This is a genomic window from Streptomyces sp. WM6372 (assembly GCF_001279655.1).
Classification (GTDB): Bacteria; Actinomycetota; Actinomycetes; order Streptomycetales; family Streptomycetaceae; genus Streptomyces.
Map to the genome: position 1 here is coordinate 12,653 of NZ_LGDB01000183.1, position 15,788 is coordinate 28,440.

Below are 15,788 nucleotides of genomic sequence, written 5' to 3' on the forward strand. Positions count from 1 at the left end.
ACGCACCCGCACGCCTTCCCTGCCGCCTCACGTGAACGGAGAACACGGCTGTGTCGAGTGAACACCTCCCGAACGCCGCACCCGGCCTCGTCGCCCCGGGTGTCGATCGCAGGTCCCTGCTCCGATTAGCGGCCCTGCTCGCCGCGGGCGGAGCCGCAGCTCTGGTGCCCGCACCGATCGCCCACGCCGCGACGAGGGGCCAGGGGACCGGCGAGGTGACCACCACCTACCAGGGCCACTCCCCGTACGGCAACGACCAGTGGGCGTACGTCGCCTTCGACGTCCCCGCCGGCGTGCAACGGATCTCCGTCTCCACCTCCCACGACGCGGCCGCCGGCATCCTGGACCTCGGCGTCTTCGGCCCGTCCGGGTTCCGCGGCTGGTCGGGCGGCGAACGGTCCGGGTTCACGCTCTCCGCGGCGGACGCCACTCCCGGGTACGTACCCGGGCCCGTCGAGCCCGGCGGCTGGTCCGTCATCCTGGGGCCGATGGTCGGCGCCGCCGGCGGCATGGCCTGGCAGGTCGACGTCACCCTGCACGCCGGAGACCCGCTGCCCCGGACCCCGTACGACATCCTGCCCGCCGCTGTCGCGGGGCGGGGGCCGGGCTGGTACCGGGGCGACCTGCACCTGCACAGCGTGCACTCCGACGGGAAGCGCACGGTGGACGAGATCGTCGCGGCAGCCCGCCAGGAGGGGCTGCACTTCATCGCCACGTCCGACCACAACACCAGTTCCACCGGGGTGACATGGCGCGGCAACATCCCGACCGACCTGCTGGTCATCAACGCCGAGGAGGTCACCACCCGCCACGGCCACTGGCTGGCCGTCGGCCTGCCCCAGGGCGAATGGGTGGACTGGCGCTACGGCCCCGCGGACCAAGGGGTGTTCGAAGGCCACGCCCGGCGCGTGCACGGTCTGGGCGGCCTGACGATCGCCGCCCATCCGCTCACTCCGGCAGCCGGATCCTTCTGGGAGTTCGGCCTCGACCGCGTGGACGCGCTGGAGGTGTGGAACGGCCCGTGGACCCTGGACGACGCGGCCAACATCGCCGCCTGGCACGTCATGCTCTGCCTCGGCAAGCGGGTCGCCGCCGTGGGCAACAGCGACGCCCACAGCCCCGCGGACGCCGTCGGCCGCCCCCACAACGTGGTGCGCGCCACCAGCCTGTCGACGCCCGCCGTACTGGACGCCCTGCGCATGGGCCGGTCGTACGCCGTCGAATCCGCTGCCGTGACCGTTGACTTCACCGCCCGCGCCGGCGGGACCGACGCGGGGCCGGGTGAGGAGCTGCCCTTGTCGTTCTTCGACGCCGTCGACGTCACCCTGAACGTGACGGGCGCCCCGGACAGCATCGCCACGCTGTACACGGAGTGGGGCATCATGGCCGCCACCTGCATCGACGGCAGTGGTCAGGGGCAACTGCGCTGGCGCGGCTGGGGCAAGGCCTCCCTGTTCGCCCGGGCCGAGGTGCGCAGGCCCAAGCCCGCCTCCACCACGCTGGACCAACTGGTGGCCATCACCAACCCGGTGTGGTTCTCCTCCGCGCAACTGCCCCCGTACGACGTCGAGCGGCGTGCGCTCTTCCACACCGAGCGCCGCCCCGACGGGTCGTGGAGCATTATGCGTCCGCTCCCGGGCGCCGCCTCCGGCGCCACATCGTTCGCGGGAGTCCAGAGCGCCGCGGCCGGCATGGCGGACGGCTCCGTCGTGGTGCTGGGCGTCGCGCCCGACAACGGTCTGTGGCTGACCGCCGTACGGGGTCCGGCCACGCTCAGGCCGTGGCAGCGCGTCGCGGGACCGGACGGCTCGACCGGGTTCACCGTCCGGGAGGCGGACATCGCCGCCTTCCCCGACGGCACCTGCCAGATCGTGGTGACGGCCATGGACGGAACCGTCTTCCACCAGCAGCGCCGCGCCGACGGCACCCTGCCCGGGTTCCGGGCCCTGTCCGGCTTCGCCCTGCAAGGCCGCTGGGGTGCGACGAAGGTGTCGATCGCCGCCATGCCCGACGGCTCCGCCCAGCTGCTCTGCTACGGCACGGACGGGGCCATGTACCACTGCCTCCGGGGGCATGACGGTGCGTGGACGGCGTGGGCGCGCCTGGCCGGCTACAACGGGGCTCCGACGTTCTCCGGCCCCGCCCTGGCGATCACCGGTATGCCCGACGGCTCCGCCCAGGTCCTCGCGATCGGCCTCGACGGGTTGGTGTACCACCAGGAACGGCGGCCCGACGGCTCGTGGACCGGCTTCCGGCCGCCGCGGGGCGTCACCACCTCCACCATGGGAGCCAGCGCCATCGGCATCGCGGGGACGCCCGACGGCTCCGCCCAGGTCGTGGCGGTCGGGCTCGACGGCCGGATATGGCACAACGTCAGGAAGCCGGACGGCTCCTGGACCCCGTTCGCGCAGATACCCGGCCCGAACGGGAGGGACCCGTTCCCCGCGGGGCAGGTCCGCATCACCGCTCTGCGCGACGGCGCCACCCACGTGACGGCGATCAGCGCCGGCTGACCGGAGCCGTCCCCCACCGCGAGGACGTGCGTCCTCGGCTCGGCGCTCGGTAGCAGCGCCGAGCCCGTCGCGGTGACCTGGGAGGATGCCGACGCGCGACCGCCGACGTCAGCCGATGCGCTGCTGATCCTGGATGTCGCAGTCGGTGTAGACCGGCGGCCTGGTCATCAACGTCGAGAGCTGCTGGGCCAGCTCGTTGGTCTCGGGTGCTTTGCTGTTGGCCATGGCGGCCTCGTAGGAGTCGAACTCGACGACGGCGAGGTAGCGGTTGGGGTTGGCCCGGTCCTGGAGCAGGGTGCGGGAGTCGGGGGCGCCGGTCCGGCCTTGCGAGCGGGCCCGCTCCTCGTAGGTGCGCAGGAGGCTGCGCACCTCGTCGATGCGCTCGGTCTCGAAGTCGATGATCTGGGCGAACTTCATGGTTCCGGTTCCTCCTGGCGCGTGGCGGCCTCGCGGGTGAGGTCCTTGCTGCCGCCAGCAAACACCGCCGAGCGGGCCGCCCCCGGCTCACACACCCGCCGACGCGGCAATTCCACGAGGTTGGCCCGTTTGACACGCTTCGGAGGGGTGGCAGGGTGGAACGTGGGGTCATCGCTGGGAGGCTCGGCATGGTTTCCTGTGAGGCATGGCGTTCGGCGGCGCGGCAGCTTCCGCTCAGGCTCACGGCCGGCGCGTTCTTCCTGCATTCCGGACTCTCGAAACGCGCAGCGGACGAGGCCACGGCCGAGCGGCTCCATCAGTTCGCCGCCGGGACGTATCCGTTCCTGGGCGAGCAGGACGCCCAGAAGTTCGTCCGTGTGCTTTCCGCCGGGGAGCTCGCCATAGCCGCCGCGCTCCTCGTGCCGCTCGTTCCTGCCGCCGTCGCCGGGGTGGCGCTGACCGCGTTCTCCGCCGGCACCCTCGGTCTCTACCTCCGTACGCCGGGCATGCGGCAGGAGGGCAGCCTGCGTCCCACCGAGCAGGGGATCCCGCTGGCCAAGGACGTCTGGCTGCTGGGCATCGGCGTCTCCCTCATCGCCGAGGGCATGAAGGAGCACCGGTGACGCTCCCGAGCACGTCGGCCCGCGGCGGTGACCCGTACGGGTCGTTCAGCTCGTTCAGCTCGTCCAGGTCTTGAGCTGGGCGGCGACGTCCCTCACCGGGAGCCCGTCCCGTGCCGCGCGGGCCAAGGGAAGCACGGCGTCCAGGCCCGGGCTCACCCGGAGACCGCACGCCGACAGGTAGGCGGCGGTCACCGTGGCCGCGAACAGCAGGTTCCTCGCCTCCAGGCTCGGGTTCCTCGCCAGCTCGCACAGCAGCGCCGCGGCCTTGTGGTGGGGCTCCGGGTAGACCTCGTGGTCCAGGACCTCCGCCCGGTGCCGCGCTTCCGCCGCTACCGGTACCCCGTAGTCGACGACCTGGGGATCCCCCGGGATCTGCTGGGCCACTGCCAGGATCCAAGCGAGATCGATCCGGAGGTTCACGCGGCATCCCTCGGCGCAGCCTCCGCCGGGCCCGCCGGAACCGCCGGGAGACCGGGGTAGCGGTCCTCGCCGAGCTCCTCCTCGAACTGGTCCGCGTACGAGGCCAGGAACGCCGTGGCACCGGCCATGAAGGCGGCGCGAGACTCGTTCACGTCCTGCTCGATCAGATCGGCCACGTACCCCTGCAAGCTCAAGCCGCGGCGCTTCGCCCGTTGCTCGGCGGCCGCCTTGACGGCCTCGTCCAGCCGGATGTTCGTCTGCTTCCCCATACCCAGCACCATAGCTAGCTGCTGATACCAGGCGCTATCAAATGGAAGAACCCGTCGCCTCGCACGCCGTTCTCACGTGACGTGACCGGTTCCGGGGCCGGTACGGGGCCGGGCAGGGGTCCCGGCTGCGGGTGCGGATCGGGGCGCGGGGCCGGCGGCGGCTGCGGGTCGGGTTCCGGCTGCGGCGGAGCCGGCGGCACCGGGTCGGGGCCGCCCGGCGCGGGCACGGGCCCCGGCACGGGCCCGGGCTGCGGGCCGGGTCCGGGGCCCGGCGCGGGGGTGGGGCTGGGAGGTACGGGATCGTTGGGAGGGGTACCGGGGGTGCCCATGGCTAGGTTTCCTTCCTTGGGGAGAGTGCGACCTTCCCGGAGAGTTCGACCCGGACGAGCCCGGCCGCCAGCTTCGGCAGGTCCTCGGCGTCGACGAGACGCGCCAGGCCCTCGGCGGTCTCCGGGAGCCCCAGTTCCGCCGCGGCGTGGCGGGCCCGGCCGTCGAACGCGGGGCGCAGCTCGGGCCACAGGCCCTGCGCCTCCCGACAGAAGATGTCCGCGCCGACCGGCCCGATCCGGGGGACCTCCCGGAGCAGCTCGCGGACGCGGTCCGGGTCGCCGCCCGCGGCTTCGCGCAGTCGGCGCAGGTCTCCGCGGTACCGGTCGAGCACCAGGTCGGCCCCGGCTCCCAGCGCGGTGGCCGTGCTCTCGTCGTAGCGGCGGTAGTGGGCGCGGCCCAGTGCGTCCACCCGGTCCTGCCACGAGGCGGCCGCCATCGCCCGCGGCGTGCGCATGCCGTCCTCGAACAGCGCGCGGGCCGCGGCCACCGCGATGTCGGCCTTGATGCGTACGGAGAACAGCACGCACAGGGTCAGCAACTGGTACAGCGGCGCGGGCGTGTTCCGCAGCCGGATGCCCGCTTCCTGGGCGTGGGTCCGCCCGTACTCCTCCATCAGCTGTCGTGCGACGGTGCGTCGGCCGGCCCCGCCGGCCCCGCCGGCCGGGGTGCGCTCCGGCCGCGCGGGCGGCTGCCCCGGGGTCATCGGGTTCCCCCTCGCGCGGCCGCGGCGACCTGTTTGAGCGTACGTCCGGTACGGGCCGAGCGTGCCCGTCGCGGGTCGGGCGTCCCGGCAGCGGCCGTCCGCTCGTCGGCGTGCTTGACCAGGAGCCACGCTTCCTTCTCGCCGGAGAAGTCACGCCGCCGGTGGTACCGGCCCAGCGCTCCCGTGGCCGTCATGGCATCCTCCTCGCGCCTGTCGCGAAGGCGTTCCCGCGGATGCGGCTACCCAGCTGCGCCGCCGCCACCCACGCTCGGCGGATCCGTATGAAACCTGTCGGGCGACTGCCCGTACGAACCTGTCGGACGTACGGGCCGTCGCCCGTGTCTCCGCCGCGCCGATCCCGGGTGGGTGGGATGCGTGGCCCGGGGTTCGCGAGGGCACGCGGCGGGCTGACGGCCGCATGGGAACCCGGTCGCCGGGTAGGCGCCGGGCACCTTGCGAAAGGATCGCCACCGCCTCATGGCCCCCTGCCGCCGGAACCCGCGGTTCGTGGGGCCCACCGGCCGGCCGCGATGCAGCGCGCGGGGCGAGGCCCGCTCCGGGCCGTTGGAAGGACGGTGGCAGACCATGGCACGCGTGCGCGTCGAAGGGGCCGACCTCGTCGTCCGGCTGGGCTTCCTGGAGGGACTCGCCGCACGACGGCGCGAGGTCCGCGTACCCGTCTCGGCGCTGCGCCGGGTCGACGTCGAGACCAGCTGGTGGCGTGTGCTCCGCGGGCTGCCCGGTCCCGGCCGGTGGGCCCCGGGACGTTGCGTCGGCATCCGGCACGCACTCGGCGGCGAGGACTTCGTGGCGGTGCGGGCCGGCAGTGTGGTGCTGTGCATGGACCTCGGCCCCGGCGCGCCCTTCAACCGGGTGGCCGTCTCCGTCGCCGAACCCGAGCGGACGGGGCAGGCCGTGCGCGCGGCGATGCCGGACGAGCCGGCCCCCGCCCCGGAGGCACGGCAGACGATGCCGGACGATCCGGCCGCCGCCCCAGGGACACAGCAGACGATGCCGGACGAGTCGCCTCCCGCCCCAGGGGCACGGCAGCGGCCACTGCTCCAGCACGAGGGGGGAACGACGGACGACCACGGGCGGCTGCCGGGGGTCCCCTCGCGCACCGGAACCGGTACGCGGCAGCCGCCTCCCGACGAGCGACGGGTGCGCCGTGCCAACGCGGACCGGATCCGGCGGGACCACGTCTTCCACCCGGACAAGGGCCAGGGCCAGCGTTAGACGGCCTTGCCGGCGTGGGTCCGCCCGAGCAGCTGGTCGCCAACCCGCCAGTCCCTCTGCGGGGACGCCCGGTGACCTGGCTGGGCGGGGGGCGACGAGCGGCGTCGGTGCGTTCCGCTACGGCTCCCCCTCTTCCTCCTCCAAGTCCTCGATGACGTGCATGGCGGCCTCCTCCGCGGAGGCGGCACCGGCATCGATGCCGACGTCGTGCGCGAGGACGTTGTTCTCGTGGGGGAAGGTGCTGGTCGGGGCCAGCCGGCCGGCGCGCGCACCGCCCGCCTGCGGATCCACGGGCTCGCCCGCGCCACCCGTCAGGTCCCCGATCCCGTCGTCGGCGGGCATCTCCCGCTCGGGCACTTCGCGGGCGAGGCGCTCATCGAGGCTGTCCCCCCTCTCACGCGCGAAGAGCCGCTCGGGCGGCGAGTAACCCTGATCGATCAGGGCATCGGTGCCGAGTTCCCCGACGCTGTCGTCCATGTCCGGCTGCCGCTCGGAGGGCTCGTCCTCGGGCTGGGGCTGGTAGACGTCGTCGCCGCGGGCATCCGAGTCGCTCATGAGCCTGTCCTCTCCTCATCGCAGCACCGGTTCGGGTCGCACTGCGCGCTCTCTGGGCGTCTCCCCAGGAATGCGCGGAACACGCGGCGCGGCGGCAGAACACTCCCCGCACGACCCCATGGCCGGCTCCTGGCGCACGGGCGGCTCGCCCCCTCCCCCCGCTGGGGCGAACCCCGCGCGCGTGCCGAGCGCGTACCGGCTCGCGAACATGGCACGTTCCCCTCATGGAACGGTCCGGACCCGTGCCCCGCGGCCACGCCGCTGGTCAGTGGCGCGGTGACCACAGGGCCTTCAGGTAACCCGCACCGGGGGTCACGGCGTCCCAGCCTCCCGGAAGGTCCACCACCGCGACCGCCGACGTCCTCAGCCCCGCCCTCAGCTCCTCCAGCAGCTTCGGCGGACCGGAACCGCACAGGGCCGAGGCCAGATCGTGGATGCCGGAATTGTGGCCGATCAGGACCGCGCAGCCGAGACCCGCGGCCCGCTCCGCCAAGACGGTGACCAGCGCGTTCGGCGGCCCGTTGTAGAGGCGCTCGTCGTACACGGCGGACGGCGGCTCCGCCAGCGCCGGGACCATCAACTGCCAGGTCTGCCGTGTGCGGCGCGCCGGGGAGCACAGCGCCAGGTCGGGCGTGAAGCCCGACTCCGCCAGCCAGTGGCCCGCCCGGGGCGCGTCGGCCCTGCCGCGCTCGCTGAGGGGTCGCTCGACGTCCTGGACCGGATCTCCCTTGGGTACGGCCTTCGCGTGCCGCACCAGCAGCAGCCGGCACCCGGCGGCCTCTTCCGGGGCCGAGGACGTCGTGGGTGGGGCGGGGCCCGAGGACATGGCCGCCTCCTTCGCCGCGGGGTACCCGTACACGGTCATGATCCGGTGAGTACGGGATCGCCGCACCCCCACCCCCGGCCGGCGAGCACGGGCTACGCTCCGCAGGATGGAACGCGCAGAGGTACTCAAGCGAGTGATCGGCATCCTCACCGAAGCCCAGGACATCCGCCGGGCCGTCGAATCCGGCCAGGACGACGAGGGCTACGGCGACATCCACGGGGAGGGCGACGGCCCCGCCGCGACGGCCGGTGTGGCCACCACGCTCCTGAACGAAATGCTGCCGTCCATCAGCGTGCCGGCCGACGCGTCTCCGCAACAGGTGGCGGCGCTGGTGGCCGAAGCGCTCGGTCCGGCCCTGCACACGATGGTCTCCGGATTCAGCCTGGCGTTCACCAGCCTCGCGATCGCGCACGACACCGGCCGCACGGACGTCACCTCGATCGAGGTCCTCCGGGAACTCGCCCTGGAGGTCGAGGCGGGAACCTACGACGAGGGGGCGTAGGGGCGCGGCCGGCCGCCGGGCCGACGCGGGACGAGAGGTGAGGCGCCGAACAGGCCGGGCGGGCGGGCCAAGCGAGCCGGGCGAGCCGGGCGAGCCGGGCGAGCCAGGGGGCATCATGATCCACATGGCTTCCGCAGAGATCCTTCCTTCCATCGATCCCTCGTCTTCCGGCGTCACCGCGCGGGCTTTTGCGCCGACCGGCCGTCGTGTGCTCATCAGCGGCGCCTCGCGCGGACTGGGCCGTGCGCTCGCTCGGGCGTTCGCCGCCAATGGGGACCGGGTGGCCGTCCACTTCGGCTCACGGCGTGGGGAGGCCGAGGAGACCCTCGCTTCCCTCTCCGGTACGGGGCACGTCCTCGCCGGGGGCGACCTGTCCACCCCGGACGGTGCGCGAGCCGTGGCCGAGACCGCGGCCGGAGGGCTCGGCGGGCTGGACGTACTGGTGAACAACGCGGCCGTGAACCTCCCGCATCCGCTCGCCGGCACCTCGTACGAGGAGTGGGCGGCCGCCTGGCAGAGTCACGTATCGGTCAACCTCCTGGCGACGGCGAACCTCAGCCACCTCGCGGCTCGCCGAATGATCGAGCAGGGCGGCGGCGGCCGGATCGTCAACGTCGGCTCGCGCGGGGCCTTCCGCGGCGAGCCCGACCACCCGGCGTACGGGGCGACGAAGGCGGCGGTGCACGCGCTGGGCCAGTCCCTCGCGGTGCACCTCGCCGCGTACGGGATCGGCGTCGCCTCCGTCGCCCCCGGGTTCTTCGAGACGGAGCGGGTCGCGCACCGGCTGAGCGGGGCGGAGGGCGATGCGATCCGTGCGCAAAGCCCGTTCGGGCGAGTGGGGTCGGCGGACGAGATCGCGGCGGCCGTGCTGTGGCTGGCGTCACCGGCGGCCGAATGGGCCTCGGGGACGGTTCTGGACCTCAACGGGGCCTCGTACCTGCGTACCTGAGTCAGGCCGCCGCCCTGGCCGGGGAAGGGTCGGGTTCTGACCGCGCTTCCGTGGAGGCTCACACCCCGCACGCCGTACCCGTTCCCATGGGACGGGCCCCTGACCCGGGATCAGGATTTCGGCACGGTATTGATGTAGTTGGTGCCCGCACTGTAGAAGCCGTCCACCGTTTTCTGGACCTCAGCCTGGGAAACGACTTCACCGGCCTTGTAATAGAACCAGTTGACTTTCATGTCCCATGTGCGCGGACCACCGGTGAAGGGAAGGTCAATGAGCCAGTTGCTGAAGTGGATGTCCATCTTCTCTCGCGGGACGTACTTGCCGGAACTGGTGAACAGTTCCTTGCCGTCCAGGGAGTAAGTGACCTTTCCGTCAACGGCGGTGACCATCATGATGTGCCAACCCTCAAGGCGTTGCTTGAGCGTGTGGCTGACCCGGTCCGGCGGATCGGCCTTGTACCAGCTGACGGTGTCGAGTTGGGGACCCACCGAACCCCAACCGCCGTTCGGCAGGTACTCGTAGTCGAGTTCGCTGTAGTCGGCCGAGGAGTCCGAGGGGGAAATCGGAAAGAAGGCCTGGACGACGTGGTCGCCGTTGCGACCGCTCGTGGGCTTGTCCCTGAGGTAGACCCGAGCGGCGAAGGTCCCCGTGAAGAGGTTCCCGCCGGTGCTCTGCACCTCGACCTGCTTGGTGCCCTGCTTGGTGCCGTCGGTGGTGGACCGCAGTTGCAGGACCCTGCCCCCCTGCGCGGTCGTGTCGGCGGGGAAGCCGGCACCGGCGGTGGACCAGGTGTCCTTGATCCCCGGGCCACCCCCGCCGGTACGGACCTCCCAGCCGTGGGCGGTGAGCGAGGGGTCGTCCGGGCCGCTGTAGTGGAAGGTGTCGAACAGGGTTCCCGGTGGTCCGGACGGGGTCGGCGGGCCGCCCTGCGCCGGCGCGGCGCCATCGGCGCCCGTACCGAACGTGGGACCGCCGGAACACGCGGCGAGTACGCACAGGAGGGCGGGCACGGTGAGCACGGCCCGCGCACGGCGACGAGAGGTGCGGCGGGGCTGGCGCACACGGACTCCTTGGGGCGTAGAGGCGGTACCTGGACACGCCCTCTGCATGAGGATCAATGACGATCCGATAAGGCGGTCATCCTAACTACATATGGACGCCCCAACCCCCGCGCATGATGGTGATCCGAGAGATCGAGCCCGAGATCGATACGAACGACTTCGGCCGATCACATACCGATCAGTAGCCGGCGCGCTTACCGGTCGGTACACACCAATTAGCATTTCGATCCGATTACAACACCTGAGCAGACCGCGCCAAATGCATCTATCGAGCCCAATTCGATTCAGGCCGGTGCACTAGCGTTCGCCCTAGCTTCCGCGGTCTACGTACCCTGCACTGAAAGGCCTCGCAAGGTGCGCCCAGCCATCACGTCCATCGACCGCGGATCGGCGGACCAGGCACCACCTGGAATGTCCGGGTCGGGCCTTGAGGAGCCCGCTCACACACCGGTTTTCGTCGACCAGTCCGGTCTGCGCGGCCGTCTGCTGCGGGGCTTCTGCTGGCCGGTCTCCGTGGTCGGCGCGATCCTGGCGGTCGCCATGGGCAGCAGCCTGATCGGTGTGCAGGCGGACGCCCCGGCGATGGGCATACCGGCGCAGCCCTCGCGGTCGGCCGCCCCGGCGCTCTCACCCGTACCGTCGCCGTCGCGGTCGCGGTCGCCCGGCTCATCGCCCTCGTCGTCCTCGTCGTCCTCGCCTCGGACGGCCACACGGTCCCCGGCCCCCAAGCCGAAGACCTCGGCCACCACATCGAAGCCCCCGACCACCGCGCCGCGCGGGGCTACGCCTTCGGGCCGACCGACCAAGCGCCCCTGATCGTCCGCACCACCCATCTCCAGGAGCGTCATTGTCCCGCCACCAGCGCCGCCGGCAGTCCCTGCTGAGGCCGCGCCGACTGGCCGCGCCGCCGCTGCGCTTCTTCATGCCGCTGTCCTTGCTGGCCTGCCTGCTCGCGCTCCTCGTCCTGCGCGGCCTCGCCACCAACGAGGTGTTCCACGACACCCGGATCGCCATCTCGGTCGACAAGGACACCGTGCCGCAGAACCTGCTCAAGGGCGGCCCGGTCGTCGACGCGCGTGGCAGCAAGAACGCGCACCCCGTGAGCTACAAGATCCCGGACCGCACCGTGGTTCTGAGCTTCGACGACGGCCCCTCGCCGGAGTGGACTCCGAAGATCCTGGAGATGCTCGCGGCCCGCCACGTCCGGGCGGACTTCTTCGTGACCGGCGCGATGACCACGCGCCATCCGGAGCTGATCCGGCAGATCGTCGCGGGCGGCCACGAACTCGGCGTGCACACCTTCACCCACCCCGATCTGGTGTACCAGTCCCACGCCCGGATCAGCTGGGAGCTGGCGCAGTCGCAGCTGGCGCTGGCCGGCGTCGCGGGCGTCCACAGCGCGCTGTTCCGCCCGCCGTACTCCTCCGACGCCTCGGCGCTGGACGACTGGAACTACCCGGTGGTGAAGTACGTGGGCGCGCGCGGCTACCTCACCGCGTTCATCGACCGCGACACCGACGACTGGAAGCGTCCCGGCGTCGATGCGATCGTCAAGGCGGCGATGCCGACCAAGCCCGGTGCGGGCGAGCTCATCCTGCTGCACGACGCGGGTGGCGACCGCACCCAGACCATCGCCGCACTCGGGCAGGTCATCGACAGGCTGCAGGCTGAGGGCTACCGCTTCACCACCATCTCGGACGCGCTCGGCGCCTCCGGCGCCACCGTGCCGGTGCACGGTTTCCAGCTGTGGGCGGGCAAGGGATTCATCTGGGCCACCCACGTCGCCGTGCTCACCCTGCCGGTACTGGTCTGGCTGCTGGCCCTCGTCGGCTTCCTCAACTTCGGCCGGTTCGCGCTGATGCTCGTTCTCGCACCGATCCACGCCCGCCGCTCCAAGCGGCGGGACGCCTGGGGGCCACCCGTCACCGAGCCGGTCACCGTGCTCGTCCCCGCCTACAACGAGCGCGAGTGCATCGCCAACACGCTCAGCTCCCTCGCCGCCAGCGACCATCCGATCGAAGTGATCGTCATCGACGACGGCTCCACGGACGGCACCGCGGACATCGTCGAGGAGATGGACCTGCCGTTCGTCCGGCTGGTCCGCAAGGTCAACGGGGGCAAGTCCTCCGCGCTCAACTCCGGTATCGCGGCCGCCTCGCACGACATCATCGTGATGATGGACGGGGACACGGTTTTCGAGCCGTCCACCGTGCGCGAGCTGGTCCAGCCCTTCGGCGACCCGGCGATCGGCGCGGTCGCGGGCAACGCCAAGGTCGGCAACCGCGAGAGCCTGATCGGAGCCTGGCAGCACATCGAGTACGTCCTCGGCCACAACCTGGACCGCCGGATGTACGACATGCTGGGGGTCATCCCGACCATCCCCGGCGCGGTCGGCGCCTTCCGCAGGGAGGCCCTGCAGCGGGTCGGCGGGATGAGCGACGACACGCTCGCCGAGGACACCGACATCACCATCGCAGTGCTCTGCGACGGCTGGCGGATCGTCTACGCCGAGCACGCCCGCGCCTGGACCGAGGCTCCCGCCAGTCTCCAGCAGCTCTGGTCCCAGCGGTACCGCTGGAGCTACGGCAGCATGCAGGCGATGTGGAAGCACCGCGGCGCCGTGACCTCCCGCGGTCCGGCCGGGCGATTCGGCCGGGTCGGACTGCCGCTCGTCGTACTGTTCGGCGTGGTCGCCCCGCTGCTGGCGCCGCTGGTCGACATGTTCCTGCTGTACGGCGTGCTGTTCGCGGACGCCCCGGTCACCCTCACCAGCTGGGGCGGCTTCATCCTGCTTCAGGCCGTGCTGTCCTGGTACGCCTTCCGGCTCGACCGCGAGAAGCCCTGGCATCTGATCAGCCTGCCGATCCAGCAACTGGTCTACCGGCAGCTGATGTACATCGTCCTGCTGCAGTCCGCGATCACGGCGATGACCGGTGGCCGGCTGCGCTGGCAGAAGCTCCGGCGCACCGGCGAGGTCGCTGCACCTGTGGAGGCCTGACCGTGACCGCATCGATCGACCTCGGACGCACCCAGGACACCCTCCGGTTGACTGTCCCCGCCGGATTGCGACCGGCGCCGGAACCGGAGCCGGAGCCGGAGCCGGAGCCGGTGGAATCGTCCCCGCGCAAGGGCGGCCGAGACCGCTACTTCGACCTGCTGCGCGCGCTGGCGCTCGTTCGCGTGGTGCTTTACCACAACTTCGGCTGGTTCTGGCTGCCTCTCGTCTTCCCGTCGATGGGCGTGATGTTCGCGCTGGCGGGCTCGCTCATGGCCCGCTCGCTCAGCCGTCCCGCTCTCGGAGTGATCCGCGGCCGACTGCGCCGACTGCTGCCGCCGATGTGGCTGTTCGGCGCCATCATGATCACCCTTCAGATCCTCGACAGCTGGGGCCCCCACTCCGACGGCCACCCCACCTGGTGGTGGGCGAAGCTGGCGTTCTGGATCCTGCCGCTGAGCACTCCGCCGTACGCGGACGGCCTGCCCGGTTTCCACCACGTGGAACACACCTGGGCCGCACAGGTCATCGTCCCGCTCTGGTACCTCCGCGCCTACCTGTGGTACGTGCTGTTCTCACCGCTGATGCTCCGGGCACTGCGACGGTTTCCGGTGGTGACGCTGTTCGCTCCCCTGGCCCTGTGCATCGTCATGAACACGTTCTTCGCCGACCAGGAGTTCATCTACGGCCGGGTTTGGGAGACCACCAGCGACTTCACCATGTTCGGCTCCTGTTGGATCCTCGGCATGGCCCACCGGGAAGGACTGCTCAAGAAGATCCCACAGTACGTACTGCCGTCCATCGCGCCGCTGATCATGGTGGCCGCCTTCTGGTACCTGCAGACCCGGCCGGCCGATCCGACCGAACCGACCGACATCGAGTCCTGGCCCATCGCCCAGGCCTTGTGGTCCTTGGGCTTCGTCGCCCTCCTGCTCCACGTAAGCCCGACCTGGGAGCAGTGGCCCAGGCCGCTGGAACGGTGGAGCGGCCTTGTCAGCCTGCTCAACGCACGCGCTGTCAGCGTCTACCTGTGGCACGAGGCCGCGCTGGTGGTCGCCGTCCCGCTGATCGACCCCCTCTGGTCCGTCCAGTTCATCTACGAGCACTTCCAGTGGCTGCTGGCCAGCCCATGGTTCACGCTCCTGGTGGCGATCCCGCTGCTCGGCGTGCTGGTGCTGACATTCGGCTGGGTCGAGGACGTGGCCGCCAAGCGCTCGCCGCGGCTCCTCCCGTACCCGCGCCGCCGACGGGGCAGACGCCGGGCCGGGCCCCTGATGGGGCTGCGCTGAGACCGCGCCGTCCGCATCACTGCGCGGCCTGACCCTGGAAGGCGCGGCGGTAGGCGTTCGGGCTCGTGCCGGTGATGCGCCGGAAGCGGTCACGGAAGGCGGTCGGCGAGCCGAAGCCCACCTGGGAGGCGATCCGCTCGACCGGGTGGCCGGTGGTCTCCAGCAGGTACTGGGCCTGGCGGATCCGGGCACGATGCAGCCACTGCAGGGGCGAGGTGCCGGTCTGCTCGCGGAAGCGCCGGTTCAGAGTGCGCACGCTCATACCGGCCTGCGCGGCGACCTCGTCGAGGGTGAGCTCGCTGCGGGCGTTGTCCTCCATCCAGCGCAGCAGCGGCTCCAGGGTCGATCCGCGCGGGGCGGGCGGGTGCTCGTGGACGATGAACTGAGCCTGCCCGCCGTCGCGTTCCAGCGGCATGACGGACAGCCTGGCGGCGTCCGCTGCCACGGCCGAGCCATGGTCGCGCCGGATCAGGTGCAGGCACAGGTCCAGTCCCGCGGCGGCTCCGGCCGAGGTCAGGAACTGCCCGTTGTCCACGTAGAGCACGTCGGGGTCGACCTCGACCGCGGGGTACCGGGCGGCCAGGAGCGGGGCGGCCACCCAGTGAGTGGTGGCGCGCAGCCCGTCCAGCAGACCCGTGGCGGCGAGCACGAAGGCGCCCGTGCAGATCGACGCGATCCGGGTGCCCCGCCCGGCGGCCTCGCGCAGCGCGTCGAGGACGTCGGGCGGTACGGGCACGTCGGGGTCGGCCACGCCGGGCAGCACGATGGTGTCCGCCTCCGCGAGGATCTCCAGCGGCCAGGGCGCCCTGAGGGTGAACGCGCCGGCGTCCACGTCGCCCGCGGCCGAACAGACGCGGACGCGGTAGGCGGGGCGGCCGTCGGGCAGGCGGGTGCGTCCGAAGACCTCGATGGGGGTGGACAGGTCGAAGGCGATGACTCCGTCCAGCGCGAGGACGGCCACGGTATGCATGGCCCAACCCTAGGGCTACCTCGTGTTCCGGCCAAGCCGCTTGAGTGGGGCCACCTCGCCGATCTGACTGCCGTTGAGCCCGCTGAACAGCCATTCTCCGCACTGGCCGGAATCCGGTGGAAGCTGGCAA

17 protein-coding genes are annotated in these 15,788 nt (G+C 71.8%); 7 read left to right on the forward strand and 10 right to left on the reverse strand.

The window, feature by feature from the left end; all coding sequences use genetic code 11:
- Nucleotides 1-50 precede the first annotated feature (50 nt).
- Entirely contained in the window at nt 51-2,513 is a 2,463-nt protein-coding gene (locus tag ADK52_RS17615; protein ID WP_159045968.1) for a CehA/McbA family metallohydrolase, read from the forward strand.
- A gap of 108 nt (nt 2,514-2,621) precedes the next feature.
- On the opposite strand, the gene ADK52_RS17620 is transcribed toward ADK52_RS17615, so the two are convergent.
- Nucleotides 2,622-2,930, reverse strand: a complete 309-nt coding sequence (locus tag ADK52_RS17620) for a putative quinol monooxygenase (protein ID WP_053690777.1) — start codon at nt 2,928-2,930, stop codon at nt 2,622-2,624.
- Nucleotides 2,931-3,118: 188 nt separating this feature from the next.
- Here ADK52_RS17620 and ADK52_RS17625 point away from each other — a divergent pair, with 188 nt between their 5' ends.
- Entirely contained in the window at nt 3,119-3,553 is a 435-nt protein-coding gene (locus ADK52_RS17625; RefSeq protein WP_053690778.1) for a hypothetical protein, read from the forward strand.
- A gap of 54 nt (nt 3,554-3,607) precedes the next feature.
- On the opposite strand, the gene ADK52_RS17630 is transcribed toward ADK52_RS17625, so the two are convergent.
- The 4 genes from ADK52_RS17630 to ADK52_RS17645 form a co-directional block, all read right to left on the reverse strand.
- The gene (locus ADK52_RS17630; protein WP_053690779.1) at nt 3,608-3,973 is read right to left on the reverse strand and encodes a hypothetical protein; all 366 of its coding nucleotides are present in this window, start codon (nt 3,971-3,973) and stop codon (nt 3,608-3,610) included.
- Entirely contained in the window at nt 3,970-4,242 is a 273-nt protein-coding gene (locus ADK52_RS17635; protein ID WP_182508457.1) for a hypothetical protein, read from the reverse strand. Before ADK52_RS17635 ends, ADK52_RS17630 begins: the two co-directional genes overlap by 4 nt.
- A gap of 331 nt (nt 4,243-4,573) precedes the next feature.
- On the reverse strand, nt 4,574-5,185 hold the full coding sequence (locus ADK52_RS17640; RefSeq protein ID WP_053690937.1) for a hypothetical protein: 612 nt from the start codon (nt 5,183-5,185) through the stop codon (nt 4,574-4,576).
- 86 nt (nt 5,186-5,271) lie between these two features.
- Nucleotides 5,272-5,469 carry a hypothetical protein gene (locus ADK52_RS17645; protein ID WP_053690780.1) on the reverse strand — a complete coding sequence of 66 codons (198 nt, stop codon included), beginning with the start codon at nt 5,467-5,469 and terminating at the stop codon, nt 5,272-5,274.
- Between the two features lie 391 nt (nt 5,470-5,860).
- Between ADK52_RS17645 and ADK52_RS43010 the strand changes: the two genes are divergently transcribed.
- The gene (locus tag ADK52_RS43010; protein WP_063783874.1) at nt 5,861-6,511 is read left to right on the forward strand and encodes a hypothetical protein; all 651 of its coding nucleotides are present in this window, start codon (nt 5,861-5,863) and stop codon (nt 6,509-6,511) included.
- A gap of 117 nt (nt 6,512-6,628) precedes the next feature.
- Here the strand turns inward: ADK52_RS43010 and ADK52_RS17655 are convergent, their stop codons facing one another.
- On the reverse strand, nt 6,629-7,066 hold the full coding sequence (locus ADK52_RS17655; protein WP_053690781.1) for a DUF5709 domain-containing protein: 438 nt from the start codon (nt 7,064-7,066) through the stop codon (nt 6,629-6,631).
- Between the two features lie 265 nt (nt 7,067-7,331).
- Nucleotides 7,332-7,931, reverse strand: coding sequence for a SixA phosphatase family protein (locus ADK52_RS17660; protein WP_234343940.1), 600 nt, complete (start codon nt 7,929-7,931; stop codon nt 7,332-7,334).
- A gap of 67 nt (nt 7,932-7,998) precedes the next feature.
- On the opposite strand from ADK52_RS17660, the gene ADK52_RS17665 reads away from it, so the two are divergent.
- Together ADK52_RS17665 and ADK52_RS17670 are read left to right on the forward strand one after the other, a co-directional pair.
- Nucleotides 7,999-8,394 (forward strand): hypothetical protein, encoded by a 396-nt coding sequence (locus ADK52_RS17665; RefSeq protein ID WP_053690782.1) that lies wholly within the window; start codon nt 7,999-8,001, stop codon nt 8,392-8,394.
- Nucleotides 8,395-8,518: 124 nt separating this feature from the next.
- On the forward strand, nt 8,519-9,343 hold the full coding sequence (locus ADK52_RS17670; RefSeq protein WP_078988413.1) for an SDR family NAD(P)-dependent oxidoreductase: 825 nt from the start codon (nt 8,519-8,521) through the stop codon (nt 9,341-9,343).
- A 110-nt stretch (nt 9,344-9,453) separates the two neighbouring features.
- On the opposite strand, the gene ADK52_RS17675 is transcribed toward ADK52_RS17670, so the two are convergent.
- Together ADK52_RS17675 and ADK52_RS17680 are read right to left on the reverse strand one after the other, a co-directional pair.
- On the reverse strand, nt 9,454-10,404 hold the full coding sequence (locus ADK52_RS17675) for a glycoside hydrolase family 16 protein (protein WP_159045969.1): 951 nt from the start codon (nt 10,402-10,404) through the stop codon (nt 9,454-9,456).
- A gap of 440 nt (nt 10,405-10,844) precedes the next feature.
- Entirely contained in the window at nt 10,845-11,252 is a 408-nt protein-coding gene (locus ADK52_RS17680) for a hypothetical protein (RefSeq protein ID WP_053690784.1), read from the reverse strand.
- A gap of 62 nt (nt 11,253-11,314) precedes the next feature.
- Here ADK52_RS17680 and ADK52_RS17685 point away from each other — a divergent pair, with 62 nt between their 5' ends.
- Complete coding sequence (locus ADK52_RS17685; protein WP_053690940.1) at nt 11,315-13,402, forward strand: bifunctional polysaccharide deacetylase/glycosyltransferase family 2 protein; 2,088 nt, start codon at nt 11,315-11,317, stop codon at nt 13,400-13,402.
- A gap of 2 nt (nt 13,403-13,404) precedes the next feature.
- Complete coding sequence (locus ADK52_RS17690) at nt 13,405-14,688, forward strand: acyltransferase family protein (protein ID WP_234343943.1); 1,284 nt, start codon at nt 13,405-13,407, stop codon at nt 14,686-14,688.
- 16 nt (nt 14,689-14,704) lie between these two features.
- Here the strand turns inward: ADK52_RS17690 and ADK52_RS17695 are convergent, their stop codons facing one another.
- Nucleotides 14,705-15,658 carry a GlxA family transcriptional regulator gene (locus ADK52_RS17695; protein ID WP_053690785.1) on the reverse strand — a complete coding sequence of 318 codons (954 nt, stop codon included), beginning with the start codon at nt 15,656-15,658 and terminating at the stop codon, nt 14,705-14,707.
- Between the last annotated feature and the right edge of the window lie 130 nt (nt 15,659-15,788).